This window comes from Prauserella marina, from assembly GCF_002240355.1.
GTDB lineage: Bacteria > Actinomycetota > Actinomycetes > Mycobacteriales > Pseudonocardiaceae > Prauserella_A > Prauserella_A marina.
In genome coordinates this window covers 4,442,943-4,469,804 of record NZ_CP016353.1, presented here as the reverse complement: position 1 = coordinate 4,469,804, position 26,862 = coordinate 4,442,943, and the positions used below count along the sequence as shown (strand labels likewise).

The window sequence follows — 26,862 nt, the reverse complement described above, 5'->3', positions numbered from 1 at the left end:
GGTGACTGAACCCTCGGCGAAGGCGGCGCCGTGCAAGGGGCATGGCGGTGACGAACTCGAACGCTCCGGCGACCACCCAGCCGGCTTCCCCCGGTGGTTCAGGGGAAATGTGCAGGCTCACCATCTGCGGCCCGGACTCCCGCGTCGAACTGGCCGTACCGGCTCACGTGCCGATCGCCGACCTCATGCCGACGGTGCTCGGATACCTCGATCCCGCGCTCGCGACCACCGGTCTCGGGCACGGCGGCTGGGTGTTGCAGCGGCTCGGCGGGGAGGTACTGGACGAGGACCACGGCACCGCGGCGGCAGGGCTCTACGACGGTGACGTCCTGCACCTGCGGCCACGCGACGACCAGTTGCCGCTGGCCGACTTCGACGACCTGGTCGACGGAATCCACACCGGACTGTCGGGGCGGCCGGACAGCTGGCGGCCCGAGCTGACCCGCCGGTTGTGCGTCGGTCTCGCCGGGCTGCTCGGGCTGCTCGCCGTTCTGGTCGCCACGTTCACCGGGGAGGGAACGACCACCGCGATCGTGTCGTTCTTCGTCGGCGTCGCGTTGATCGCGGGCGGCGCCGTGATGGCGCGAGTGCTCGACGACAAGCCGAGCGGGCTCACGCTCGGCGGTGCCGGTGTCGCCGCGATCGGCGTCGCCGGGCTCGCGATGCCCGCGGGCTCCGCCGGCCCCTCGGCCTGGCTCTCCGGGGCAGGGGTGCTCGCGGCGGCCGTGGCCGTCGCGGCGGCGGCCACCGGCGCGAGGGCCGCGCTCGGTGTGGCGCGGGCCGCGTTCCTCGCTGTGGCGTGCGGCGCCGTGCTGACGGCGCTGGGTTGCGTGCTCGGATTGCTGATCGGGCTCGGCGCGCAGGGCACGGCGGCGGTCCTCATGGCGATGGTTCTCGCCGTGACGAGGGCGGCGCCGCAGCTGGCGACCTGGCTCGCCGGGCTCTCAGCCGAACCTGTTCCCATCACGCCGGGTGAGTTCCAGAAGGGGCTGGATCCCTTGCCGAGCAAGGACGTCCTCGAACGCGCGGCGAGGGCCGACGTGCATCTCACCGCGTTCATGGTCGTGCTCGGCGCCGTGAGTACCGCCGCGCTGCTCGTCGTCTCGGCGACGCTGGAATGGGACACCGTCGCGCTGACCCTCGTCGTGGCCGTGTTGCTGCTGCTGCAATCCCGCGAGCTGAACGGGACCTGGCACCGGCTCGCGGCGCTCGTGCCCGCGTGCGCGGCACTGACGTCGGTGTCGTTGCGCTGGGCGCTCGATCTGCCGTTGCTCGGCCAGTTGTGCGTCGTCGTCGGCCTGCTCGGTCTGGCGGGCAACGCCGTGGCAGGCGCACACGTGCTGCCAGGCCGCAGGCTCGTACCGAAGTGGGGCCGGATCGGCGACTTCCTGCATTGGGCGTGCTCGCTAGCCGTGCTGGCGCTCGTACTCACCATCACCGGCTTCTACGGCTGGGTCGCCTCCTGGCTGTGAACCATTTCCCGTGCGGCGCCCGTGTGCTGATAAGGAAAGGAGGCGCACATGTACGGCAGGCGTGAGCAGGCCGAGGCTCATTCGTTTCTGGTCGGCCGGATTCTCGCGGCGGTGCTGCGAACCGATCCGGACGCGCCCGTTCGCCCGTTGCGGCGCACCACCGTCGGCCTCGCGGTCGGCCTCGCGGTCGCCGTGCTCGTGGGAGGCATCGTGCTCGCCGTCTCCTTCCTCACCGGCAAGGGCGGCGACGCCTGGCGGGACGAGCCGGGCACCCTCGTCGTCGACGAGGACTCCGGAAACCGGTACCTGCTCGTCGAAGGCAGGCTGCGGCCGGTACTCAACTACGCCTCGGCGAGGCTGCTCGTCGAGGGCAACCCGCCCATCGCGACGGTCAACGCCAAGGATCTCGCCGACTTCCCGAAGGGCGCGCCGGTCGGGATCGCGGGCGCGCCGGACGCGTTGCCCTCGCCAGGCGCTGGCGGTCAGCCGTGGACGGTGTGCGCGGGAGTCGGCGATGGCGAGTCGGCCGTCGCCGTGAGCGTCGGAACGCCGGTGGGTGTGAGGCCGCTCGACGAAGGCGAAGCGGCGCTCGTGCGCACGGGGGATCAGCTCTACCTCGCCTGGAATGGCCACAAGCTGCGCGTCACCGAGGACTGGGTCCCGAGGGCGCTCGGCATGGACCCGGCCAAGGCCGTCGCGGTGGACTCGGCGTGGCTCAACACCCTGCCTTCCGGTCCTGACATCGGTGCGCCGCCGGTGGAGCACGGCGGCTCCGGTCCCGAGGTCGCCGGAGCACCGACCGAACTCGGCCAGCTGGTCACCGCGCCGGATGCGGTCGGCGACACGACGTTCGTCGTCACGCATGGCGGGCTGATGCCGGTGTCGCCGCTCGTCGCCACGCTCATCGGCGCCGATCCGGAACTGTCGCTGCCACCGACCATGACCCTCACCCCGGCTGAGCTGGCGACCCAGCAGGTCACACCGGCCCCGGTGTGGCAGGCGGAACTGCCTGGGAGGCCGCCGTCGGCACTCGACTCCGAGACCCGGATGCCGTGCGTCCGCTGGGAAAACGACAAGGCGATTCTCGCGACCACGGAAAATCTCGACGGCTCCTCGGCGAGCAGCGACCCGGCCGGAGTCACCCGCGACGGGCGAGTGGCCGACCTGGTCGACGTGACTCCCGGCGCGGGCATGATCGCCCGCACCCGTCCCGCCCCCGGCGTACCGGGCGCGGGTGTCTACCTGATCACCGAAGCAGGTGCGAAGTTCCCCGTCGCCGACGCGGAAGCCGCCGAGGCGCTCGGGTTCTCCGTCGACAGTGCCGCGCTGGTCCCCGCCGAGCTGCTGGCTCTGCTCCCGACCGGCCCGGTGCTCGACATCCCAGAACCGTCCATCGTCCAACCCAACCAAGCCCAACCCAACTGAGTTCAACCCAACCAAGGAGGAAAAAGGATGAGCAGGTCCGGTTACGACGACGGATTGCTGACGCAGGTCATCGGCGCCACCGACACGGCGCTCGGCGAGATGCAGCAGCTCAACTCGATGGTGCAGGGGCTGGCGGCGCAGTTGCCAGCGGTCAACAACTCCACCTCCGGGCAGAAACTGGCCGGGCTGCTCGGCGAGTGGAGTGGTGACTACAACACGATTCTCACCCAGCTCGGCGAACTCAACACCAAGGCACAGGGCCTGTTGCAGCTCAACCGCAGCACCGAGGCCGACACCAGCGGTATGGCCAACTGACCTCCGATTCGATCACTCCTGAAAGGGGACCCGCACATGGTCATGTTCGACGTCAACCACGACGGATACCTCGACCTCAACGAACAGCTCTATCGTGCCGTCCACCAGCTCGGCGAAGTACTGGAACGGCTCAACGACCGCCTGCGCAACATCCCGGAGGCCACCTGGGGTTCGGCCCAGCCGATCTGGCTGGAGAGCCAGAACCAGTGGAACGCCGCGTACCAGCGGATGACCCAGGACATCAATGCCAAGGCGGTGTCGTCGGTCAACATCCACGAGATCTTCAAGGACGGCGACCTCCAGGGTGGCCGGGTCTTCCTCGGCTGACCGTTCGCGGCGGCATCGGCAGTCCTCAGTAGACGGTCCGGCGGGACGGGCCACGGTGGAAGGAGAGTGTGGTGGAGGAGACGGATCCGGACCGGGTCTTGCCGACAAGGCGACAGCTCGGTGAGTCGCATGGTGTCACGAATCCGGGGTCCACGATTCCGCCCATGGGGATGCGGATGCCGCCGGGTGAGCCGGGTGAGCCTGCGCATTTCGGCGAGCGGGCGCGCGTCGTACCCGCGAACGAGGGGGTGGCGCCGACGGAGCTCGGCGCGCCGTCGGAACCGTTGTCGCTTCCGCGAGAGGGCATCCAGCTTGAGCCGATGATCGCGGGGGAGCACGTCAGAGCCGTGCAACCGCTGGAACCGGTGGTGGCGCACCTGCCGGAAGGTCAGTTCCCGCCGCTGGCCCCCGGCCTCAGGATCGGCACCCGCCAGCAAGGGGAGAGCCTGCCGGCGCTGGAGCCGAGGCACTGGAGCGAAGGGGAGAATCGCTCCGGCGAGTATTGCTGCCCGTGCTGCGGGAGCGTCCACGGCGCGGTGTCCGAGCGTCTCCTCCCCGCGCACGAGGGAGTACCGGCCGGCGACTACGTCACCGAACGCGGTGAGGTCGTACCGGCTCCCGGGCAGGAGACCGAGGGCGTGGTCACCGAGCCCAAGTTCCGGGAGCGGCTCGCGCCGTGGGAACGCGCGCGGGGGGAGGACACCGAGGGCGAGGTCACCGAACCCGAGTTCCGGGAGCGGCTGGTGCCTGGTGAGCCCGCGCCGGGGGAGGACACCGAGGGCGAGGTCACCGAACCCGAGGAATACACCGGGGAGTGCGCGTGCTGCGGTGAGCGGCACCCCGGGGCCGTCGATCCGCGCATACTGGGCGGTTCGCGGCCCGCGCAGGACGAGTTCGTCAGGTCGCAGCAGCCGTTCGCCCCCATGGGAGGGCTGCCGCCGGACCAGTACGCGGGTGAGGATCGGCAACAGCAGGAGCCCGTTCCGCTCCAGCCGGCGCAGATCTGGGAGAAGCCCAAGGCCATTCCGCAGCAGCCTGCCTCCGAGGGGGAGGAACCGCTCGGACAGCGGTTCGCGGTGCAGGCGCCGCTCATCCAGCCGCGGCAGCCGCCGGTGCAATCGGTGCCGACGCAGTCGTGGGCACCCGCGGTCGCTCACGCGCAACAGCCGGAACCGACTCCCGAACCCGAGCCCGAACCGGAACCGGAAGACACCGGGGGCGATGGTGACGGCGGCAATTCGGGCAACGGCAACCCGGGCAACAGGGATGGCGAGGGAGACGGCGACGGCGACGGCGCTGGAAAGGGCGATGGCGACGGTAAAGGGGACGGCAAGGGCGACGGGGATGGCAAGGGCGACGGCGACGGCGACTCGTCCGGCTCGGGCTCGGGCTCGGGTTCCGGTGGCACGCCCAAGGACGGCAACGTCGGCCCCGACCCGAACATCACGTTCGACGAGGCGTCCTACAACCAGTTGATCGGCGAGATCGACAACATTCAGAGTTCCTTGCGCAACGCCACTCATCTCGACCTGACGTACCTTGACGAGGATTTCTACCTACAGCCACGCAACCAGAAGTGGATCCGGGCGCAGGACCTCAACGCCAGGGGCACGGCCTTCGGTACCTCGCTCGACACGGTGAACACGGATCTGCGAAGCCAGCTGTCGACCTTTCATCAGGCGCTGGAACAGGCCAAGGTCGTTTTCAAGGACGCGGACGACCTCGCCGCGTACGACGCGTCCAAGTTCACGACCGAGTACCCCGGGTTCACCGGCGGCGCCTGACTGAGAGGGGAGCGGAGACCAGTCATGACGACACCCGATGGCACCGGGCCGAGCAAACCGCCCGAGGTCGGTGAGGACACCTCGAACGTCAAGTTCGATCAGGCGGTTTACGCCACCACCGGGCTGGGGCCCGACATCCACGTCCCCGTGAAGAACGGCGGAGGGGAACAGGGCTGGTTCAAGTCCGACGGTACCGTCACCGCGGGATCGGATCAGGAGAGCGACAGCCAGACCGGCGGCGACGCGTACAGCTATCACGCCTGGGAAAAGTGGTACATCTCCGTCTACAAAGATCAGACCAAAGTGGAGGCATGGACTACGGCCCTGCAAGAACTCAACGACGTCGTCGACCAGATGAAGGACGGCAAAGCCGAGTTGATGGACGTCGGCAAGCTGAGGGACGCCAAGGCCGCCGTCGACCACTACGTGAACTGGCTGAACAGCAACCATGAGACCCTTCAGAGTTGGTCGCAGAAGCTCAACAGCGACGACTCGGCTTTCAAGGGCAAAGCGGCCTACGCGATCCGGCAGAACCTGGTGAAGTTCGCCAACACGCTCGACGACGTCCGCACCCAGATCGTGGAGGAACGCGCGACGTCGCAAGGGCTTGCCGACATCGCGGACGCGCTCAGCCGCTTCGCCAAGGGAATGAACGACGCCTGGCATCAGTACCACGCCGGGCTCAAATCGGTGCTTCAGGACACGATGAGCGCGGTGATCGAGAACGTCCGGCGCTACATCCGGGGCATGGGCCTCGTGCACGGCACCCCGAACTACGCGCTGGACATCCTGTCGAACAAGCACACCCGCGAACCCGCCGAGGCCTACATCGAGGAAACCGTCAAGAACTACTCGTCGTCGGTGAGCAGCGCGCCGGTGTTCACCGAGAGGCTGTTCATGGGACTCCAGATCGGTGCGGACGTCACCGGAACGAACACCTTCGCGCCAGGACCGCTTCCCTCCGGGTTTCCCGAGATCAGTGGCCCGCTGGACAGTCCGGCGACGTGGGGCACGATCAACAAGAACATCACCGACTTCGTGCTCGGGAAGATCAAGCCCCTCGACACCAGAGCCGCTGAGCTCATGACCGAGCTCGACACCGCCTACCAGCGTTCCAAGAAGCCGCTTGAGGACATCGTCGCACCGACCACGCTGCCACCACCAGGAGGCGGGGGTAACAACGGACTCGGCGGTGACAACCCCTTCGGCGACGACAACGGATTCGACGAGGACGACATCCGTGACCTGTTCGGCGGTGGCGACGACGGTGACGACAACGGCGGTGGCGGGGACGACAACGGTGGTCTGAACGAGGACGACATCCGCGACCTGTTCGGCGGTGGCGACGACGGCGACAACAACGGAGCAGGCGGCAACGACGGCGGAGGCGGGAACGACAACCCGTTCGGGGACAACAACGGCACCGGCGGTGACAACCCCTTCGGCACCGGCGGGGACAATTCCTTCGGCGGAGGCGGGAACGACAACCCGTTCGGCAGTGACAATCCGTTCGGCACCGGCGGCGACAACTCGTTCGGCGGCGACCCGTTCGGCACCGGCGGGGACAACTCCCTGGGCGGGAACAACTCGTTCGGCAGTGACAACCCGTTCGGGAACGGGAGCGACAACTCCTTCGGCAACGGCCCGGTGATACCGCCGGGCGGATTTCCGCCACCCGGCGGGTTCGGCGGCTCGAACGGCAACACCAACCGGCTCGGCAACCAGGCGCCGCCTGCCGGATCCGACGGCAACGCGTTCAACGGCGACGGTTTCGGCAACAACTGGCCGGACTTCCCCGGCCAGCAGGACAACGAACAGGACCTGCGGGATCTGTTCTCGAACCTGCCAGGAGACAACAACCAGAACCAGCCGGGCGACAACAACCAGAACCTTCCAGGGGACAATTTCCCCGTCGACGACCGGAACCTGCCGGAGATTCCCGAGTTCGGCAGCGGTGACTCCAACTCGACCGGTGGGCTGGACACGCCGAATTTCGAGGATCTGCCAGGTAGCGGAGCCTCCAATGCCGCGGGCGGCTCGCCCGGCTTCTCCGGCGGGACCGGCTCGGATTTCCCCGGCGGCAATAACGGCTCGGCCGACTTCGGGGGAAGCGGCAACGCGGGCAACACCTTCGGCGGCGAGGGCTGGTCCGACTGGTCCGGACAGGACCAGGGCGGCGGGGGCGGGAACAACACCGCGTTCAATCCTGGTGAGCAGAACGGCCGCGGCATGCCGATGATGCCCCCGATGATGCCGCCGACGGGTGGAAACCAGGGCGACAGCAAGGAACGCGAACGGCAGACCTGGCTTTCGGAGGACGACAAGATCTGGGGCACCGAGGCCATGGCAGGCAACGGCATCGTCGGATTGCCGGGCGATACCGCCAACGAGACCGACGAACCACTTGCCCCGACCCACGTGCACGTCGGCGCGGGCGTGCAGCGCGGGAAGTCCCTCGACCCGCAACCAGAGAAGGAACAGGCGCGGCAGGCCGAGCAGACGGCGAACGGTTAGTGCGTCTTTGATAAGCGGCGGAGCCGCTTGGAGCGGGCAAGCAACCGGCGCCGCGGCGGGTTCTGAGGTGGTTGCCTCGCGAGGACAGCGTCAACGTGGTGTATCGGAATACATAAGGAGACGATCCCGCAGCGAGGATCCCACCTCAGGTTCCGCCACCCGCACCGACCCCAAACTACTCCCGAAACAGTCTTAGGAGCCGACATGTTTTCTCCCTTGCACGACCAGATCGACGAGGCGATGCGCGAGATGCGCGCCAAACAGGAGGAGCTGGCGGGTGCCTTCGACAAGCTCCGTGAGGTCACGGCGACCGCGACGTCGAAGGACCGCGCGATACAGGCCACTGTGGACAGTCAGGGCAAGCTCACGGAGCTGGCGCTGACCGGAAAACGGTGGCGGGACATGGCTCCGAAGGAACTCGGCGCGAAGATCGTCGAGGTGGTCACCGAAGCCCAGGATCAAGCGGCCGCCGCGACCGGCGCGGCGATGGCGGGTTTCCTTCCGGATGGCCTCGACCTCGATCGGCTGCGCGAGTCGGGACCTGACCTGGAGGCCATGTTCGACGACGCGCTCAAGGACGAGGGGACGTGGCGGCGATGAGCGACCGGCTGTATGTCGATGTCAACATCCTGAACCAGGGTGGGCTGAACCTCGACCAGTGGTCGGACCTGGCAAGGAACGTCACCCGGCGGGTCCGGACGGCGACCGAGCGCTACGGCGACGCGGGCGGCACCGGCGAGATGGGCGAGCAGTTCGACCAGAACTACAAGCCGGGGGAGTGGAAGGCGCTCGAATTCCTCACTCTGCTCGAAAAGGGGGTCGGTGGCCTTTCGGAGAGCACGTTGCTCGTCGCCAAGAACTTCGAAAGGGCCAACGACGACGCCGACGGCGCGACCCCGCACGAATAGGCGATCCACATGGCGATGATGGTCAGCCCCGAAGTGGCGAAGCTGTTCCAGGTGCTCACCGGCGAGGAGTGGCCGGACGCCAACGAGGACAAGCTTCGCGCGCTCGCGGAGGAGTGGCAGGGCTCCGCGCAGGACCTCGCCAACCTGGCGGTGGGTCTGCGCGGGGCCGTCGACGGCATCAGGTCGAACTTCGAGGGTGAGGCGGCGCGCGCCTTCATCGAGCGGGTGAGCCCGTTCATCGAGGGCGACCGGATCATCGACGCGGCCGCGGAACTGTTCCATGGACTCGGCGACTATCTGGTCGACCTCGCGCTCGACGTCGAGTACATGAAGCTCGTCATCATCAACTCGCTGATCGCCCTGCTTGTCGAGATCGCGCTCGCGATCAAACTCGCACCGTTCACCGGTGGCGCTTCGATGTCCTGGCTGGCCGCCCGCATCCCCATCGTGCGGTTCTTCGTCAACACGGTGCTGCGCAAGGTCATCACCGAGATCGTCAAGCTCGCCGTCTACAGCATCGCCTTCCAGTTGCTCGTCGACGTCGCGGCCCAGGTCACCCAGTACGGGATGGGCACGAGGGACGAATGGAACACCGACCACACCAAGAACGCGGCGGCCGTCGGCGCGATGGGTGCCGCGCTGGCCCCGCTCGCCGGTGGTCTCGGCGCGATCGTCGGCAGCGGCCTCAACAAGATGCTCAACACGGCCTTCGCCAAACGCTTCGGCGACGACTGGGCCAAGGGCGCGCTGAACAACATCACCGAAATCGGCACTGAGTCGTTCCACGAGGTATTCACCGAAGCGCTCTACAAGTACGCCACCGAAGGTGAGTTCGAGCTGAACCCCTACGCGGCGACAGCGGGTGCGTTCTCGGGACTGGCCGGGGTCGGCGGTGGCGCGCTGGGTGGCCTGCTGGAGAAGTACCTCGGCGGCGGCGCTGGCGGCGCTGGCGGCTCCGGTGGTTCCGGAGGGTCGGGCGGTTCGGGTTCTCCGGACCAGCCCGGTTCCGGTGGCAACGGTCCAGGGAACGGGACTGGGAATGGAGCTGGCAACGGCTCTGGCAATGGGACTGGCAACGGAGCTGGGAACGGCTCTGGGAACAACGCTTCCGGTGACAACGGCTCTCGAAACGGCGGCTCCGGCAACAACGGGTCCGGGGATCGCGGTTCAGACGGTAACGGGCCAGGAAACAGTCCTTCCGGGAACTCAGGCAACAACGGGCCGGGCAACAACGCTTCCGGTAACAACGGCCCGGGCGACAATGCTTTTGGCAACGGCCCGGGGAGTAACGGCTCCGCCGAATCCGTCGGCGAAACCAACGACTTCCGGCCCGGTCCGAACCCCTCGCGCGGCGGGGAGCCGGGCGGCGCCTTCGACAACCCGGCAGCGAACAACGAGACCGGGAACAACGAGACCAGGAACAACCCGGCAGCGAACAATCAGGCCGGGAACAATCAGACAACGCCCTCGACCGTGCCTCCGGTCGTCTCACAGAACAATCCGGAGCAGGTGGTCACTCCTCCCGTCGGCGAACAGGTCCCTGCGGCGGGGCAGGGAGGCCCCGGGGTCACCTCGCCGACGGGGCAGGACGGCGTCGTCATCCCTGATGCGAACGAGCGGCAAGCTCCGCCACCATCGGTTCCGGAAGGTCACGGCCCGGTACCCGGCGCGAGCGACAACGGTCAGCACCAATCGCCGCTCGCCCATCCCGGCGGCAGCCACGACACCCCCGTCACCACTGAAACCGGCCAGCCGGCCCCTGAGGCGCGCCAGAACCCGCCCGGCGAGCAGCAGGCACCGCCGACAGGAAACCAGGACAACCACAGCAACCACAGCAACCACAGCAACCAGGACAACCCGAACCCGAATGCGGTACCGCAGGGCCGTGACGACACCGTGCGCCCGGCACCGCAGGACAATGGCCAGAACCACAACCCCGTTGCCCCGCCCGCTCAGCAGGGGCCGAATACCACTCCGTCGCCGTCAGTGCCGGAATCCCAGCCGCCCTCGCAGATCGCGCCGTCGCAGGCCGAGACCCAGCAGGCGCCGCCGTCCAGGAACGAGCAGGTCACCGGCGGGCAGGACCATCGGACCGCGCCTCCCGTCGCGCCACCGGCGACGCAAACACAGCACAACCCGGCCGCAAGCCCGGCGACCAACTCAGCGAGCCCGGCGACCAACCCAGCGAGCCCGGCGACCAGCCCGGCGCCCTCGACCAAGCCGCCGAGCACCACGGAAGGCAAACCGGTCGCGGAGAACACGAAGCAGAGCAAGCCGCGCACAACCTCCACCACCGAGGTACCGGCCATGCCGGACACGTCGGCGCCGTCCCGGGATTCGAAGGAAGTCACGGCAGCTGTCGCCGGAGAACCCCGCTTCCACACCGATTCGGTGGGCGCTCCGTTCCAGCAGGGACAGTCGTCGACCCCCGCGCCGCCCGCGTCCACGCCCGCGGCAAACCCGAACCCGAACCCGAACCCGAACCCGGGATCGGGAAAGCGGTCGAGGGACACGTTCGAGTCCGGGGACGGGCCGTCGACGTTCTTCGAACCGCCTGGCGTGCGGGAGCGCCCCGCGACGTTGAATCCCGGGTCTGCCAAGGACACCGCGGCGTTGCGGGAGGCCGTGGCGCCGGGGCAGTCGTACGTCGACCCGGCACGCTGGGTCGGTCTGGTGCGTGGCGAGCGGCCCGACCAGAATTTCGCCGACTGCCTCGCTTGCAGCGTCGCCGGGTTCCTGACCTGGGATGGCAGGCCGGAGGTCGCGGGCAGCCTGCCGGGCGGCCCGCCGAGGGGCGCCACGACGTGGGCGGCCGAACGGCTCGACAGCCCATGGGAGCAGACCGGCCTCGGCAGGGATTCCTTCACCGAGGTCGCCGACCGGGTCACGAAGGGAGGGCACGGTTCGGCCGCTGTCGTCGTCGCGTTTCCCCCGCCGGGCGCGCGCGGGCCGGGGCACTCGTGGCTGGTCGTGAACCATCTCGGTGACGTGCGGCTGCTCGACGTGCAACAGCAGACGAACGAGCGGTTCTCCGACGCCGTTCTGCCCGACGTCGGCAGAGTGAACGCCATCGTCAAGCCGGTGAGTGACCGGGATCCGGCGCTCGAAACGACCTTCCGCGAATTCATCGACCTGAACCAGGTGGACATCGATCCGTTGCCGGGTACGAGCCTGCCGATGGCGCAGGACTACTACCAGCGGCTGGCGAACTCGACGTTCAACCATCCGGTCGACGGCCGGTTGCCGATCCCCAGCCAGCATCCCGAGGACGGGTGCTACATCCGCGCCCATCTCTGGTCCGAGATGCTCAAGGACTGGGGAGCCGACGTCCGGAAGGTGTTCGTCGGGCGCGGCTTTCCCGGCCTGTGGACGCAGTCGAACTTCGCGCTCGGCGCCACGAGCACCATGCCACAGCCGATCAACTGGAGCTATCACGTAGCGCCGCTCATCAGCGTCGATCCGCAGAACGGCAACGGTCCCGAGTGGGTCGTGCTCGACCCCGCGATGAACCACGGCGTGCTGCCGCTGCGGGACTGGCTGACGCTCGCCGGAGCCGAAGACGGGTTCAACGAGCAGGACCTGAGCCAGGCACGACCGCATCCCGATGCCTACGAGGGCCCGCTCGGTGATGGCGAGACCAAGGTGATGGTCACCGAGGACCACGCGATCTTCCCGCCGTGGCTCGCGGTGAACTTCCCCGAATCGCTTGCCGACGCGGGCAACATGATGCTGGAGTACCAGGACATCCTGCGCAACTACAGCAACGAGGCGACCGGACGAGAGGAGTTCCGGCAGTGGCACGATTCGCTGCCGCCGGTCGCTCAGGGCAACTTCGATTTTCTCAACATGTGGCTCGATCCCGGTGGGCGAAGGGACTTCCAGGACTGGTTCAGCAGCCTCACCCCGGACGAGCGCGCTGGATTCACGGACAATCTTGCCAATCCGAACTCCACAGTGGACACTTTGGTGCCGTCGTGGGAGAACAAGGCCGAAGCGGCGAGGCGTCTGCTCGACGACGTCGACGCCGACAGTCGAGCCGCGGCAAGGGAATGGGCCGAGAACAACGTGGCCAACAATCACGACACCGTCTTCTCCGATCCAGGGCTGATCAACCGGATCACCGACGTGCTCGCCTACCGGTTCCACATCGACGGCCCCTACGGTGCGATCGCGGATTCGGTGCGGCTCGGCTTCGAACACGGCACGATCCTGCTTCCCGACCTCGGTGCGCGGCACCAGAACGTCGGCGGCTTCCACACCGATGCCGTCGGCGCGCCCATCGAGACGCCGTCGCGCGAAAGGGAAACCAATCCCGTTCGCGACGCGGAGCGCACCGTCGCCGACGTGAACCGAGCCAGGGACAACGTCGAGGCCGCGTACGGAAAGGCGTGGAACTCCCACCAGGCCGCCCAGCAGCACCTGCATTCGGTGGAACGGTCGGTGAGGGACGCCGAAGGCGCGGTGATCGGTACCCAGGAAGCGCAGGACCGCGCCGACCAGCGGGTGCGGCAGGCTCAGACCCGGTTCGACGAACTCGCCGCGCAGGAGGACCTGCGATCGAGGGCCCGCGAGGAGTTCGCGAGGAACAACCCCGACCTCGCCGTGCGGATCATCCGTGCTCAGGAGGCGGCGGAGGACGCGCGAGCCGATCTCGCCTCGGCGACGGGAAACCAGGACCGGCTGGACGCCGAGGTCCGGCACAGGGCCGACGTGCTGCGGCAGCTCAAGACCGCGCAGCAGCAACTGAACGTCCTCGGCGATCAGCAGGCGGCTGCCGAGGCCGCCGCCCGTACCGCGGGGCAGGCGCTGGACCAGGTCCGGGCCGACGCCGCCGTGATCAAGGCGTCCACCGACGCCGCCGTGACGGCGAACGACAATGCCACCAGGGCACTCGCCGACGCGCGCGGCGCCGTCGAGACCGCCGCGAGGGAACTCGAAGCGGCGGCGGTCAACCGGCCGGTCGCGAACGGACTCGCTGGCGACGCGGCGACCTCGCTGACGGAGGTCAGAACCGCCACCGTCGACGTGAACACCACCCTGGCCGAGCTCGATGCCCACAACGCGCGGATCGACCGCGCCACAGGGGAAGCCACCGAGTTCGCGAGCCGGCGCGATCTGCGCACCGAAGAACTCGGCGGCATCGACCGGCGCCTTGGGGCGATCGATGAACGGCTGAACGCCCTGCCACCACGCGATGACGCGCGACCGGATCAGCGGACGGAGACCGAGCGGCAGGACCTTCAGACGGAACGGCAGACCCTGCGCGAGGACCGCGACCGGGTGTCCGGTGAACGTGACCAGGCCGAGACGGACCGGCGGCTGGCGCAGACGAGGGCGGACGAACTCACCGCCGACACCGGGCCACGCGACCGGCACGACACCGCGCGGCGCGCGCTCGACGGCAGCATCGGCGGCCTCGGCCGGACACTGACCGACATCGGTGCCGTCGAGTCCCGGTCGAACACGCACGGGGACGCGGCGAACACCGCCGAACAAGAAGGAAAGCGGGCCAAGGACAGCGCGGAGGATGCGGCCAAACAGGGCAAGGTCGAGCGCGGCCTCACCGTGCTTTCCGGCCTTCCCCCGCACTCGCGGATCACCATCGAAACGCTCGGCTCGCTGGACGCGCTGGCCGAGGCCATCGCCGAGTTGACGGGGCATGACCGCGACGCCGTCTCCACGCGGCTGGGCGAACTGGGAACCGAAGGTCTTGCCGACGCCCTCAACGAGGGAAGGCTCGGCATCACCGGGCCGGACGGCGGCACGACCGAGATCGCCGTGCAGGCCGATCTGCACCGGCCGAGCGACACCACGACCGCGCCGAGGCACGGGCAACCGTCCTCGGTCAAGAAAGAGACGGCCGAGGAATTCTCGACGCCGTTGAACGAGTCGACGACGTCGAGCGTTCCGGTGCGCATCCCGCTGATGTTCGTCTCGCCGTTCGACGCCGTCGGTGGCGCGATGCGGCCGATGGTCTACGCGGGCGCACAGCTGAAGCGGTCGCAGAAGTTCGACTCGACCACCGGTTCGAGTACGAGCAGCAGCACCGAGCAGAGCAGTCACGTCCCGACGACCATCTCCATCACCGCGACGGTGCCGGGCGCGGTGCCCAAGGTGGCCGCGGTCGACGCCGGTCTGCGGCTGCCCGACATCACTCCGGGCACCACCCCCGCCGGTCCCGTGCCGAACAGCGTGTTCGGCGGCGAGCTCACGCCCGCGCCGGTGCCGGTGCCGATCGCGTTCGTCGACAAGCTCGGGACGTCGGGCGAAGCCTCGAAACAACTCACCGCCCAGCTGCTCGCCCCGGCCGAGAATCCGCCGCCTGCCACGGTTTCCTTCAACGGCGACGAGGTCACCATCACGCCGGAAGGCAATCCCTCGATCACCTACGTCGGCACCACCGCCGTCGACCACACCACGAGCACGAGCCACGGCAACAGTTCATCGGTTACACGAGGCAGCGACGCGATCTTCGGCGCGGGGCTCTACGGCGGACTCAAGGGCTGGTTCGCCGGTCTGTTCACCGACTTCACCACCGGGGTCACCGACGGGACCAACCCGGCGAACGAGAAGTCGACGAGCCGCACGGGCAACGACACCGAGCTGGTGTACACGGTGGACCGGGAAATGCGGATCGGGGAAGGGGACGATGCGGTAACGGGCAACGTGTCCAGCAGTGTGCGGGTGCCGGTGTCCCTCGCCCGCTCGCTCGGCCTTCCGGTACCGCTCCATCTCGACGGCGCCAAGGCCAACACCGATCACGGTCAGCCATACCGCTTCGGAAGGGACAGCATCAGCGAGGTCAAGTCCGGCGCGATCATCGATTTCCTCTCGAACAAGCTCGTGAAGACCGAGAGCACGAGCAGGGAACCGGACCCAGGGGGCCACGAGGCCGTCACGAACAGGTTCGGCTCGGAATCCGGTGCGCGGGAGGCGATCTACAACGCCCTGCACGGTGGCGATCAGCTCAGCTGGCACCGCGACGGCCGTATCCACACCGCCGTCGTCTACGCGAAGCCGGTCGCACCGGAGACGACATCGCCTTCCGGCAAGACGGGCATGGGCACGGAGGACGGCAACGCCGAGCAGTTCCGCCGCACCTACGACGGGAAACGCACCTTCCAGGGCGGCATCGGCGGTGCTTTCCAGCCAACGGGCAAGGACACCCCGGATCCGGACGCTCCGAAAACGACACCGGAAGCGGGCAATCCACAGCCTTACCAGGGCGGCCCCACCATCTCCTCCGGCGCGCCGAGGGCGGGGCTCACGTTCGGCTGGGAATTCGGCACCTCCAACAAGTCCGGCTACACCGGGAAGGACGGCAGGGCGGGCAAGTACGACGGCGACATCAGGGACTACGAGGGCGCGCTCGACTTCGTCGTGGTGCAGAGTTCGAGGAGGACACCGGGCTGGGCACGCCGGTTCTTCCTCGGTGGCCGGATGCTGTTCGGCGGTGACGCCGCCGACCGGATCACGCACCCCGGCAAGGCCGAGATCGACAGCGCCTTCACCGAGGGGACGGCTTCCCGCCACGTCCACACCGGCAGGGTCGAGGGCGCGATCACCGTGTCGGCGCCGGCCGACAAGCTGGCATGGTCGACCAAACCCGTTCCACCGAGCGGGATGCGCTCGGGCATCTATCTCGGCACGCCGCCCGAACTGGCGCCGGACAGCAAGGTGAGCCCCGGCAGGGCAAGCGAGTTCGGCACGCTGGAGCACCTGCGGATCACCCCGGACACCACCGAGGCCGTCAAGATCGCCCTCGCCAAACGCATCACACCGGAGGAAGGGCCAGGCCAGGTCACCCGCACCCCGCCTGCCTACAGCGGCAACTGGTCCTCGCCGGGACAACGCGAGTTCGTCGAAGCCAGGCAGGACGGCACCACGACCTACCGGTACAAGGAATCCGCGCTGACCGCCCCGGGCAGCACACCGGGCGACGCGGTGAGCGAATTCATCGGGCAGGTCGGCAGCAGGGGCACCGCGACGCAGGGGTTCAGCGGGCAGCAGCACACGACGGGAACGATGTCCCAGCCGGGAAGGCTGACCGATTTCAACGGCGAACTGAAGGGCTCGGCCACGTTCTATTCGCCGAGGGTGGTTTCCGTGCGGCCCGAGGGCACCCTGCGGCGCAACCAGGCCGGTGACAGCGTGATCGGCTCGACGAAGAGCAACGGGTTCGGCGTCGACCTCGGGGTGAGCGCCAACGCCATGCCCCAGCGCGAGGGCAGGGTCGGCGCCGCGCTGCGCGGCATCGTCGGCGGTGGCTGGAAAAAGGGGACGACGGAAACGAACGACCTGACCCCAGGCGGTAAACAAACCAGTGAGTACACCGGGCCGACGGCGTTCGTGGTGACCGACGTCCGCTACGCCTTCCAAGCGGACATGAATCTGCGCAACATGTTCAGCACCGGAACGTTCGATCCGGTTCAGGTCACCGTCGACGTACCGGACGGGGCGATCGAGGAGATGCCCGCCGCCGACGCCGTCGATCTCTTCCGGAGCATGGGGCTTCCCGTTCCGCCCGAGTTGTCGCTGTCGGTGCCGGAAGCGCGCGACGTCATCATCCCCGCGCACAGCCTGCTGGGGCGAGACGGCGGCTACAGCTCGTTCAGCGACACCGCCGTGGTGCGCTCCGCGCTGAACGATCAGGGACTCACGGCGGTCACCGGCCGGCTCGGCGAACTCGGCGTCACGGACAAGAACTGGCAGCGGGAAATTCTCGACCAGGTAAGGAAACACCTGAGCACCCCGGCAGGGCACCTGTGGCTGCGCGACGTCCTTGCCGGAACCGAAGGTCACGGCGGTCTCATCTCGGTGCCGAACTCCGGGTTCGCGCTTGAGGACGTCGTGGACATCCGGGTCACGGCGAGGCCGACCCCCGAAGCGGTGACCGGTGAGCGGACCACGGTTCCCGGCAAGCAGACCAGCGCCGACTACCTCACCTCATCGAAGCAGACGAAGAACTCCACCACCGTCGCGGGCGCCGCCGCGCTGGAGGCGGGCATGGTCTACCGGGAGACGCCCGCCGTGCCACCTGGCAAGCCGGACGAGAACGGCACGATCCGGCAGTCGGCGCCGGAACCCGGCGCGACCTTCGCCGCGGTGACCCCGCAAGTCTTCGGTATCTCGAAGTCGGTCAAGACCGACGAGGTCGCACCGGAAAGCTTCAGCGAGAAGGTCACCTCACAGACCGACGTCAACAAGGTCGGCCGCAGCACGCACGGCGTCGATTTCCAGCTCGACATCTCCAGGCGGCGCGCACCGATGCCCTCGGTCAGCACGCCGTTCCTCGACGTGCCGATGCTGGTCGACCGGGACAAGACGGCAGCGACTCCGGTGAGCCTTCCCGGCGTCGTCGACCTCGTTTCTCCCGGCGCGGACACGTCCCCGCCGCTGACCCGGCCGTCGGACCAGCCCACGTTCGATGTCATCGCCGACGTGCCGGGCAACGAGCCGATGTTCGGCAAGAAGGGTGGCTGGCGGGTCGAGAAGATCGGTCTCGGCACCGTGAACGCGATCCGCGACGCGCTGTACGCGCTGCTGTCGAATTCGCCGCTGAGGGACGGCACCGGCCAGGTGGATCCGGGCCGGATCCGGGACGCCGCGGGCTCGGCCTCCGGTTACACGAGGCAGGGCGGCAACTCCGAGACCCACGCCCACAACGCCACGAAGGGCACGTCGCTGCGCCACGGCATGAACACCATCTTCACGTCGCCGGACTACCGTCTCGGGAGAATTCTCGGCAACCGGCACGTCACCTATGATTCGCTGTTCGACGCGACCATCACCGGAGAGTTCCGCCAGGACAGCTTCCGGTTCGTCGCCGCGCTTCCCGAAGGCACGGAGATGAACCTCGGCAAGGACTTCGAATCGGGGAAACCTGGCGGAAAGTCAAAGGTCGTCAGCACGGCGTCCGGTCCGGCGCTGCCCTGGTTCGCCGGGGAGACGGGCAAAGCGGCCGGGCCCGCGCCGACGACGGCGACGACGGGCCCACCGGTCTCCGAGGGCGTCAGTGTCGACGACACCGTCGAGGCGAAGGCGAACAAGACCGGCGGCACCGGCGGCGTCAAGTACGAGGGCCGCTCCTACCTCTACACGGCGGACGCGGACTTCTTCGTCGCGGTCGAGCGCTACGGGTCGAACTGGACCCGGCAGCCGTTCACCGCGATGGCCGATCTGGTGCGCGGCGGTCAGCGGCACGACGTGCTGAAGATCGGCTCGACCGACGACCTGCGGGTCCGCGTGTGGGAAAACGAGGCGCTGGACAAGGGTTTGCTCACCCTCGGCGATGTCTTCCGGCACGCGGGCAAGAACGCGCCGGAAAACCACACCGTGTCGCCCGACCGGTCCGGCGCGACGATCCACGGCTCCGGCCGGAGGGCGCCGGAGGCCCCCGCCCCGGACGATGCCCGGCCGAGGGGCCGCAACCTGCACGTCGGCAACGACGTGACGCTGGAGAGCCTGCGGGAGTTCGTCGGCGGCCTGCCCGCCGACATGCGGCCGCGCAGCTACACGGTCGAACCGGGCTCGGCGCTCACGCCGGAGGCGATCGGTGCCTCGGTGAACGGCCTTCCCGAGCCGACGAAGTCCGATGTGGACTCCCCGTCCGGGCGCGAAGGTCACGAGGGTTCGGTGCGACGGCCGGTCGATCCGGGACTCACCGGAGGAGCCGGCAACGCGGCCCCGGCTTTCCCGAGGGGCATGCTCGATGCCGACCAGGCTTCGGCCCTGCCGGACGGCTCCGCGCTGTCGAGGGGCAGCTTCCGATCGGTTGCCGACGAAAAGAGCTACTTCGCGCGCCGGTACGGCAACACGAGGCGGATCGGGCGGGACCAGAGCGCGGACAACTGCCTTCCGGTGACCATCCAGGGCTCGTTCGCCGTCATGGAGAACGACACGTTCGTCGCCGAACAGAGCGGCCCGACCCGGATCGGTGACGTGAACGATCTCGTCGGCGCGGATTTCCGGGAGGCGAGCTACGCGGAGATCCACGAGCACATGCGCACTCAGCGGCCAGGCGCGCAGGGCATCATCTTCACCGGAGGAGACGGCGCGCAAGGGCACTACTTCCTTGTGCACAAGGACGATCGCGGCGTCGTCAACTTCGTGGACGTGAAAAACGGGTCCATGGCCGACCTCGATTCGCCAAGGCCCGTCACCGGTTTCGCGCCGCTGCCCTGGACAGGGGCGACCGAACTGGGGCCGGTGGCGGCTTCCGACCGCACCGATGGTGACGCGAGCCCACCGGTCACCGTGGCCGACCCGGGCCAGCTCAGCGCGCCGCAGCGGGATCAGCTCGAAACGCACGGCGCGAACGCGATCACCACCGACGGCGGCACCGGGAGTGCGGCGAACCTGCTTGAGGCCATCAAGAAGAACTTCGACGAGCACAGCGCTCCCGGGTTGTACCGGCGAATCGAAGAACGGCTCGACGCGGTGGCCCAGCACGGGAACGACGCCGGAATCGAAGGGATCGCCAGTGACGCGGGCCTGCGGGTTCACGTGTTGCGGCCCGACGGGAGCTGGACCTCGCATGGACCGGCCGACGGCAGGCCGGTCCACGTGGTCGACGCCGATATCGGAGGGGAACGGCGCTTTCTCGGAGTGAAAGAGGACGTGCAGCTCGGCAGGCCAGGCGTGCGCTACCCGGGGCCGACGACGACGGAGGACGGCGGTGCGAAACACCTCGAACACCGGGGTGAGTTCGAGGTCGAGACCGTGGCGGGGAAGCACTACGTGCGGATGTACACCGCGATGTACGACGCCGCCGGGCCGGGTTCGCGGTTCAAGGACGTGCATCAGGACCCCGCCACCGGCGAGATCACCGTGTCCACCGGCAGTGCCGCCGTCGCCTGGGTTTCCGGTGGGCGTCCACTGCGGACGGTGCAGTGGATCGAGAAGTACCGCAACCAGCAGATCGCCAAGGGGGAGAAGGGACATACGCCGTTGGTGCGCTCCTATCTGGTTCCGCTGGAGCGGTATCTGGCGGCGAGCGAGAACGCCAGGTCGGAGAAGGTCGCCGACGGCGACACGACGATGAACGTCGACCAGGGCGGTGATGCCAACCAGTTCGGCATGAGGGGTGAGGACCTGGCGAAGCTACAGCGGCACGCCGTCGCGGGTTCGCTGGTCACCTACGTGCCGGACGGCAGTGAGGGGCATACCGGAAAGGGCGTCTCCGGCAGGATCGAGGCGATCTCGGAACTCCACGAGCGGCTCGGCCTGCCCGCCGACTTCCGCTCCACCGAGCTCGGCAAGGCCAACGACCCGTGGTTCGAGTGGAAGCGGGACAAGAACGGTGAGTACGCCTTCGGCGGGTTCCGCAACGATGCGAGGGGACTCGCCGAGCTGGCGAACCGGCTGAGGGAGGGCTACGCCCTGTGGGCGCCGGGGTGGAGCGGTTCTGCCCTGCTGGAGCCGAACGAGGGCCCGCCGGGCGCGAAGCGGGCGGAAGCCGACTCGCGGGATTCCCGGCAGCGGCTCAACGAGTTCGTCAACACCACCTACGGGCCGCTCGCGAACATCTTCGACAAGGTCACCGACGCCATCCGTGGCGGAGTGGGTGAGGTCGCGGAAAACGCGTTGCCGACGGCGACTCCGGCCGACAACGGCAAGGTACTCGAATACCTGGAAACGGCGCTGAAGCCGGTCACGAAGCCGAAGGAGCTCGGTGCGTTCGAGTCGATCGTTCGCGGCATGAACGGGCCGGAGTCGGCAGGGCTGCCGCGCGGCGTCCAGCTGTCGAGGCTGGCCGATTCGATCAGTGACGGCAACCAGCATCACGACAGTTTCGCCGACACCGTGATCGCGCCCATGGCGGACAAGCTGGCCGAGGGAGCCGCTGCGGACAAGCGCTACGACATCCTGGATCAGCACTCCCGTGAGGAACTGCGCCGGATCCTCGCCGACCGCATCGGACAGCGGCTCCAGACGCGTTTCACCGAACTGACGGCCGAGGGTTCGAAGCTCGTCGACGACCTCAAACCCTTGTCGGACGGCGGCAAGAAGGCGGGCTGGCTCAGCGGCGAACGGCTCAAGGTGTTCCTCGAACGCGTCAGGACCGACACGGTGGCCGACCCCGCGCTGGAGTCAGCGGTGCGCGCCGCGCCGCTGACCGTCGACCCCGCCTCGGTGCGCAAGGTCATCGAGGGACCCGTCATGGACGGCGTGCGCGCGGAAACCATCGACCCGGTCCTCAGGGAGAATCTGATCGGCCTCACTCCGGCCGAGCAGTCCGGCAAGCTCGACGACGCGCTCGGCGACACGTTCCGGGACTCGGTCCACGACAGGATCAATGGCGAGCCCGGTCTGGAAGCGGTCGAGAGGACGGCACTGGAAGACCTCGCGGAGAAGGTCAGCACCGGTGCGGCCGGCACCGTGGCCGGTGTAGTCGGGAACGTCTCGTTCGAACCGGTGAGTCACGGCGAGGTCGACACCTTCATGCGGACCAAGGTGGCCCCTTTCGCGACGATGGCGCAGATCGGCGCGACGATCGCGGCGGACGCTCAGCGCAACAAGGTCGACTTCGACACGAGGGACAGCGAACGCGGAGCGTTCCGCAACGAGTTCGGGACGTGGCGCGAGCAGCACACCCTCGGTTACACGCAGCAGGGTGATCCCGCCGAGTTCGGGCGGCAGCGGGAAATCGGCGACAAGCTTCGCCTTGCGATCGAGCACGAGTTGGGGAGAGTCGGCGAAGGGAAGGTCGATCCTCGGTCGGCGAAGGACATCGTGGACACGTTGATCGACCTGGTCGACGAGACCGCGTCCGGCTACGACGAAAGCCTGCGCCGGAAATTCGACGAGGTCGTCAAGGTCCAGGGCGGCGACAAACAGTACCGGGCCAAGGAAACCGGGCATCCGGTGATCTACCACGAGCACGCGCAGATGGTGTTGAACCAGTTCCTGACATTGACGGCGGGCGACGACGACGGTGCCAGGTTCGTGTCGAGGGAAGCGCTGGCGAAGGCGATTCTGTTCCACGACATGGACAAGCTGAATTCGAAGAACCAGTACGGCGACGATCAGGCGCGGCACGACCGCGAGCCGGAACACCGGGGCGCGGTCACCTACCTGAACCGGCACGAGGGCCTGTGGTCGAGCGAGCGCGACTTCCGGCTGGCAAGGGCGATCGTCGACTCGGACCCGTTCGGCGGCTACCTGCGCGGCAAGCATTCCCTCGACACGGCGTACCGGTTCATCTGGCAGCTGGCGCACGAGCACGGCAGGCCCGATGGCGCGCCGGTCACGGCGGCCGACGTGCGGAACCTGTTCGAAGAGTTCCACCAGTACTACCAGGCCGACGCGTCCTCTTACAGCAACCAGGCGCGGTACGTGAACCCGAACAACGACGAGGTCGAGTCCGGTTCCGCGCAGCTGAGGGTCGTGGCCCAGGAAGGCGACGACGGCCCGCTCCTGCGAACACCCGACGGCCGCCACTTCGAGTACCCCGGCCCGAAACCGGGCCAGGACAAGGAGAGCTACCAGGAGAAGTTCGACAAGCTGCTGGCGAGGTTCGACAAGGACGTCACCGAAGGAAACTCCTCCGGTCCCGAGGTGCGGCGTTCGCTCGACCCGGAGTTGAGGGGCGGGGCCGGTCGTCCGGCCGTCCAGCCGGTCCCGCCCGCGTTGCTCAGCGCGGTGCCGCCGGGAACCCGCTTCGCCGACCCGGAGAGCTTCGTCGCGTTGGTCGAGGGCTCGCGATCCGACCCCGCCGAGCGCGCGCTGGCCTTCCACGCGACTTTCCACGGGAATCCGGTGGTGGCGGGCACTGGGCAGCCGGTGCCGTCGCTGCCGTACGCGCCGGAAATGTTCAGCCGAGGTTCCGCAGGAGTCGCCGAGGTGATCGGCCGGGTCGCCAGCGGCGGCCACGGTGCTGCCGCCGTGCTGCTCGGCCGCGCGGAGCAGGGCACGGAACACGCGTGGAACGTGGTGAACCGCGACGGTGTCGTGTCCATTGCGGACACGGAGGCGAAGACCGTCGCCCCTGCCGACCCGCATGCCTTCGCCTGGCTCGACCAGGTCTACGCGATCCCGGTGGACGCCGAAGGCACCTACCTCGCCGACGGTGCGCCGCCCCCGGTGTTACCTGCCGATGCCGACGCCTACACCGTCGCCGAGCACGCCCGCGCCGAGGCGGCCTACCGCATGCGCGTGGCCGCGGCCTCCGGCGAGGACATTCCGGTACCGGGAACCGGAGGCCGCCTCGTGCCGACGATCGCCGGTCTCCGGCTGGTCGGCGCCGCCATCTCCGTGGAGCTGGCCGCTGAGCTCGCCGCGTTGTCCGGCCGCAGGCTGCTCGTGCTCGTGATCGGCCCCGACGCGGTCGACGACGATCGCGACGACGAACCGGTCGGCGAGCACGTCGTGCTGATGGTTCCTCCCCGGGGCCGCCCGGAACCCGTCCAGTGAACCCTCCGGGGGCCCGTGGCCGTGTCCCCGGAGAGTGAGGAGGCGGAGTGGACGAGTCGATCACCGTGGAACGGGTCCGGCACGCGCTGGTCGTCGGCAGGCTCGACGCGGATGGCGCGGCGGTGTTGCTGGCCGCGAACCTGCCAGGCAAGCGAGACCGGACGTTCGTCGTCGTCGGTGAGTCCGCCCTCGGTGCCATGATCAGGCTCGACCCGTGGGTGCTCGCCGACATCGCCGACAAGGCGGGCGGCGACCTGTGCGTGGTGGCGCCCGGATTCGGCGCGATGGGGCCGGACGGAACGTTGCCCCCGGCAAGGCTGCTCGCCGACCGGCTCGGTGTCGAGGTCACCGCGCCGGAAGGCACCCCGGTCGCGCTCGCCGACGGCAGCGTGTTCGTTCACGGCCGGAGCGCGGGCTGGGTGTGCTACCGGCCGGGAGGGCAGCGAACTCGCGTCGGCGCCAGGATGCCCGCACCGTGGTGGCAGGACGGTCTGCCCGTCCCCTCCGGCGACGTCACCGCCGTGCCGGTCGGCTTGTGGGTCCGCCGTCCAGGAGCTGAGGAACGCCCGCACGATCCGCTCACGCGGCGGATTCCCGACCCCGACCGCATGTACGTGGTGCTCGGCGCGCCGGGGGAGGAGCCGCCGGAGGCGAGCGCGGTGGTGGCCGTGCTGCGGTCGCTGCCGGAGGAGAACAGGGACCGCGCGGTGCTCGCTTGGTATGGCACCGGCGGTACCGGCCACGAGGTGGCTGAGGCGCTCGGCGCGCCGGTCAGGGTCGCCCACGGCGTGCCGGGCGACGGCGGGCTGGTCCGCACAGACGAACACGGGACGGCGCGCTGGCGCCCGTTCGCGGTCGAGAGCGTGTACCGGCCCGGGCGGGCGCCCGTGCTGGACCGGTGGATCGCGCCACCCGGCTTGGCGATGGCGGGGCCCGGTTCGTACCGGCTGACCGAGGGCTGGCGGGTCGACGTGGTGCCCCGCGGTCTCGTGGTGCGGCCGGAGTCGATGAACCTCGACCTCTCCGCGACGTTCCTGGAGGACGCGGGGCCGCACGTGGACGTGATGTTCGCGGCCGAGGGCCCGGTGCGGGCCGAGGTGGTCTCGGCGTTCGACCGGCTCTCGCGCGCACTTCCGGCCGGCACCAGGAAAGTCCTGCGCATTCTGCCGGTAAATGCCCGCGCCGAGGATGCGCTGGCTTCGATCGAGGAATCGGGCAGGGTGATTCCGGTAGCCGAACAGGATCAGCCGCTGTTCGCCGTGGCATCCGGGGCACCGGCAGGCCCCTCCGGAGCACTCGTGGTGACCGCCGATGGCCGCATCGTGCCAGCCGCGCCGATTCTGGTGCCGCCCTCGGACGGCGCCGTCCGCGCCCCCGGCCCGCCGGGGGCGCCCATGGTTGGCACTGACAGCGCTGACAGTGCGGTCGGCGTCGGCGGTGCCGTGGAGCGAGGCGTTCAGGCAGGCCACGTTTCGGTCATCCCCGCCGTGGCGGCAGCCGCCGTCGCACCGTCGGTGGTGCCGAAACCGCCGCTGGTTCCGCTGCCGGGTCCTGCCGCGCCCAGTCCCGCGGTGCTCGGTCTCGTGTCGCCGCGCCCCGCTGTGCCCCTTGCGCCTCCCGCGCCCCCTGTGCCCGTTCGCGCGCGCTTCGGCCAGGGTGCCGGGCCCGCGCTCGCCGCGAGGCAGGGACCGCCCCCGGTGGCAGCGGCCGCGGTGGCTTCCGGGGTGACGACAGCCCTGCGGGAACCCGCTGCCGCGCGAACCGCTCCGGCGGTGAACGTCACGGTCGGGGCCAGCCCGGCACCCGCTGCCGCTCCACGGCACACCGCCGATCCCGCCGAACCCGTGGCGGTCGAGGCAACCACGGACGTCGAGCCCGCTGCCGAAATTAGCACCGAGTCCGATATGGACGGTTTGGCTGATACGGACACCGCGACGGCCGCCGGGAAAGGCTCCGACGGCACAGTGTCCGCGGTGTCCCTATCGGACTCTCTCGCCGGGCTGCTTCCGGACCGCCCTGCCCCGAAGGTCGCCGTCGCGGAACCCATCGAGGTTCCCGAGAACGCCCGCAGCACCGTCGAACAGCGGCGCGCCATGCGGGGAAGGCTGGGTTCCCGGTACGACGTCGCGACCCGCGCCGTCGCACAGCTGCTCTCCGAGCGCCCCGGCCTGCGTTTCGGATCGGGCGACCGCTCGGCGCTGCTCGCCGAGCTGGCCGTCGTGAGGGTGTTCGCGGCCGAGCCGGACGGTGACTACGACGCCGACTTCTACACCTGCCTCGCCGACGGTCTCCGCAGGCTGCCGACCGCGAGAACCGTTGTGGTGCGGGGTATCCCGGAGAGCACCGATGTCCGGCCCGAAACGGTGGTGCGCCTTCCGGCGCCCGTCGTGGCCGCGCCCCTGACGGCAGGCGGCGCTGGTCCGGCGGAAGCGCTCATCTGGACTACCACGGCCAGGCGGCTCGACGGGTTGCGCGAAGAGGGAGGAGCCGAGGTCGTGTTGTCCGGTCACACCCGGCTGCGGGTACTCGCCGTCGAGACGAAGCCGGTCCGGCGGGTGCTGCTCGCCGAGGACGGTTCCGCGAGCGAAGCGGCGCTGACCCGGTTGCGCGCGGCGGCCGAGCAAAGGGGCGTCCCCGCCGAACCGGTCTCCGGTGGCCGGTGGTTCGGCCCGCTTCCGGCGGCCTGACGGGATTCGAGAGGAG

General features: G+C 69.0%; 10 protein-coding genes. All 10 read left to right on the top strand.

Annotation, left to right across the window (positions count from 1 at the left end):
• Positions 1-47 precede the first annotated feature (47 nt).
• A complete protein-coding gene (gene eccD / locus BAY61_RS20930) occupies positions 48-1,472 on the top strand; it encodes a type VII secretion integral membrane protein EccD (protein ID WP_170140146.1) in 1,425 nt (474 codons plus the stop codon).
• A gap of 48 nt (positions 1,473-1,520) precedes the next feature.
• Positions 1,521-2,897 (top strand): type VII secretion protein EccB, encoded by a 1,377-nt coding sequence (eccB, locus tag BAY61_RS20925; RefSeq protein WP_091810083.1) that lies wholly within the window; start codon positions 1,521-1,523, stop codon positions 2,895-2,897.
• Between the two features lie 27 nt (positions 2,898-2,924).
• A complete protein-coding gene (locus BAY61_RS20920) occupies positions 2,925-3,212 on the top strand; it encodes a hypothetical protein (RefSeq protein ID WP_091810081.1) in 288 nt (95 codons plus the stop codon).
• Positions 3,213-3,248: 36 nt separating this feature from the next.
• A complete protein-coding gene (locus BAY61_RS20915; protein WP_091810080.1) occupies positions 3,249-3,539 on the top strand; it encodes a hypothetical protein in 291 nt (96 codons plus the stop codon).
• Between the two features lie 71 nt (positions 3,540-3,610).
• On the top strand, positions 3,611-5,323 hold the full coding sequence (locus BAY61_RS20910; protein WP_091810078.1) for a hypothetical protein: 1,713 nt from the start codon (positions 3,611-3,613) through the stop codon (positions 5,321-5,323).
• A gap of 24 nt (positions 5,324-5,347) precedes the next feature.
• Positions 5,348-7,837 carry a hypothetical protein gene (locus BAY61_RS33040; protein WP_110057686.1) on the top strand — a complete coding sequence of 830 codons (2,490 nt, stop codon included), beginning with the start codon at positions 5,348-5,350 and terminating at the stop codon, positions 7,835-7,837.
• A 204-nt stretch (positions 7,838-8,041) separates the two neighbouring features.
• On the top strand, positions 8,042-8,437 hold the full coding sequence (locus BAY61_RS20900) for a YbaB/EbfC family nucleoid-associated protein (RefSeq protein ID WP_091810076.1): 396 nt from the start codon (positions 8,042-8,044) through the stop codon (positions 8,435-8,437).
• Positions 8,434-8,745 (top strand): hypothetical protein, encoded by a 312-nt coding sequence (locus BAY61_RS20895; protein WP_143021461.1) that lies wholly within the window; start codon positions 8,434-8,436, stop codon positions 8,743-8,745. Before BAY61_RS20900 ends, BAY61_RS20895 begins: the two co-directional genes overlap by 4 nt.
• A 9-nt stretch (positions 8,746-8,754) precedes the next feature.
• Positions 8,755-24,159 carry a toxin glutamine deamidase domain-containing protein gene (locus tag BAY61_RS20890; RefSeq protein ID WP_091810072.1) on the top strand — a complete coding sequence of 5,135 codons (15,405 nt, stop codon included), beginning with the start codon at positions 8,755-8,757 and terminating at the stop codon, positions 24,157-24,159.
• A 47-nt stretch (positions 24,160-24,206) separates the two neighbouring features.
• Complete coding sequence (locus BAY61_RS20885) at positions 24,207-26,846, top strand: hypothetical protein (RefSeq protein WP_091810070.1); 2,640 nt, start codon at positions 24,207-24,209, stop codon at positions 26,844-26,846.
• Positions 26,847-26,862: the final 16 nt, after the last annotated feature.

What these genes read in the sequence shown, in the direction of transcription:
- eccB (WP_091810083.1), top strand. Translation starts at nt 1,521, where the DNA reads ATGTACGGCAGGCGTGAGCAGGCCGAGGCTCATTCGTTTCTGGTCGGC.
- BAY61_RS20920 (WP_091810081.1), top strand. Translation starts at nt 2,925, where the DNA reads ATGAGCAGGTCCGGTTACGACGACGGATTGCTGACGCAGGTCATCGGC.
- BAY61_RS20915 (WP_091810080.1), top strand. Translation starts at nt 3,249, where the DNA reads ATGGTCATGTTCGACGTCAACCACGACGGATACCTCGACCTCAACGAA.
- BAY61_RS33040 (WP_110057686.1), top strand. Translation starts at nt 5,348, where the DNA reads ATGACGACACCCGATGGCACCGGGCCGAGCAAACCGCCCGAGGTCGGT.
- BAY61_RS20900 (WP_091810076.1), top strand. Translation starts at nt 8,042, where the DNA reads ATGTTTTCTCCCTTGCACGACCAGATCGACGAGGCGATGCGCGAGATG.
- BAY61_RS20895 (WP_143021461.1), top strand. Translation starts at nt 8,434, where the DNA reads ATGAGCGACCGGCTGTATGTCGATGTCAACATCCTGAACCAGGGTGGG.
- BAY61_RS20890 (WP_091810072.1), top strand. Translation starts at nt 8,755, where the DNA reads ATGGCGATGATGGTCAGCCCCGAAGTGGCGAAGCTGTTCCAGGTGCTC.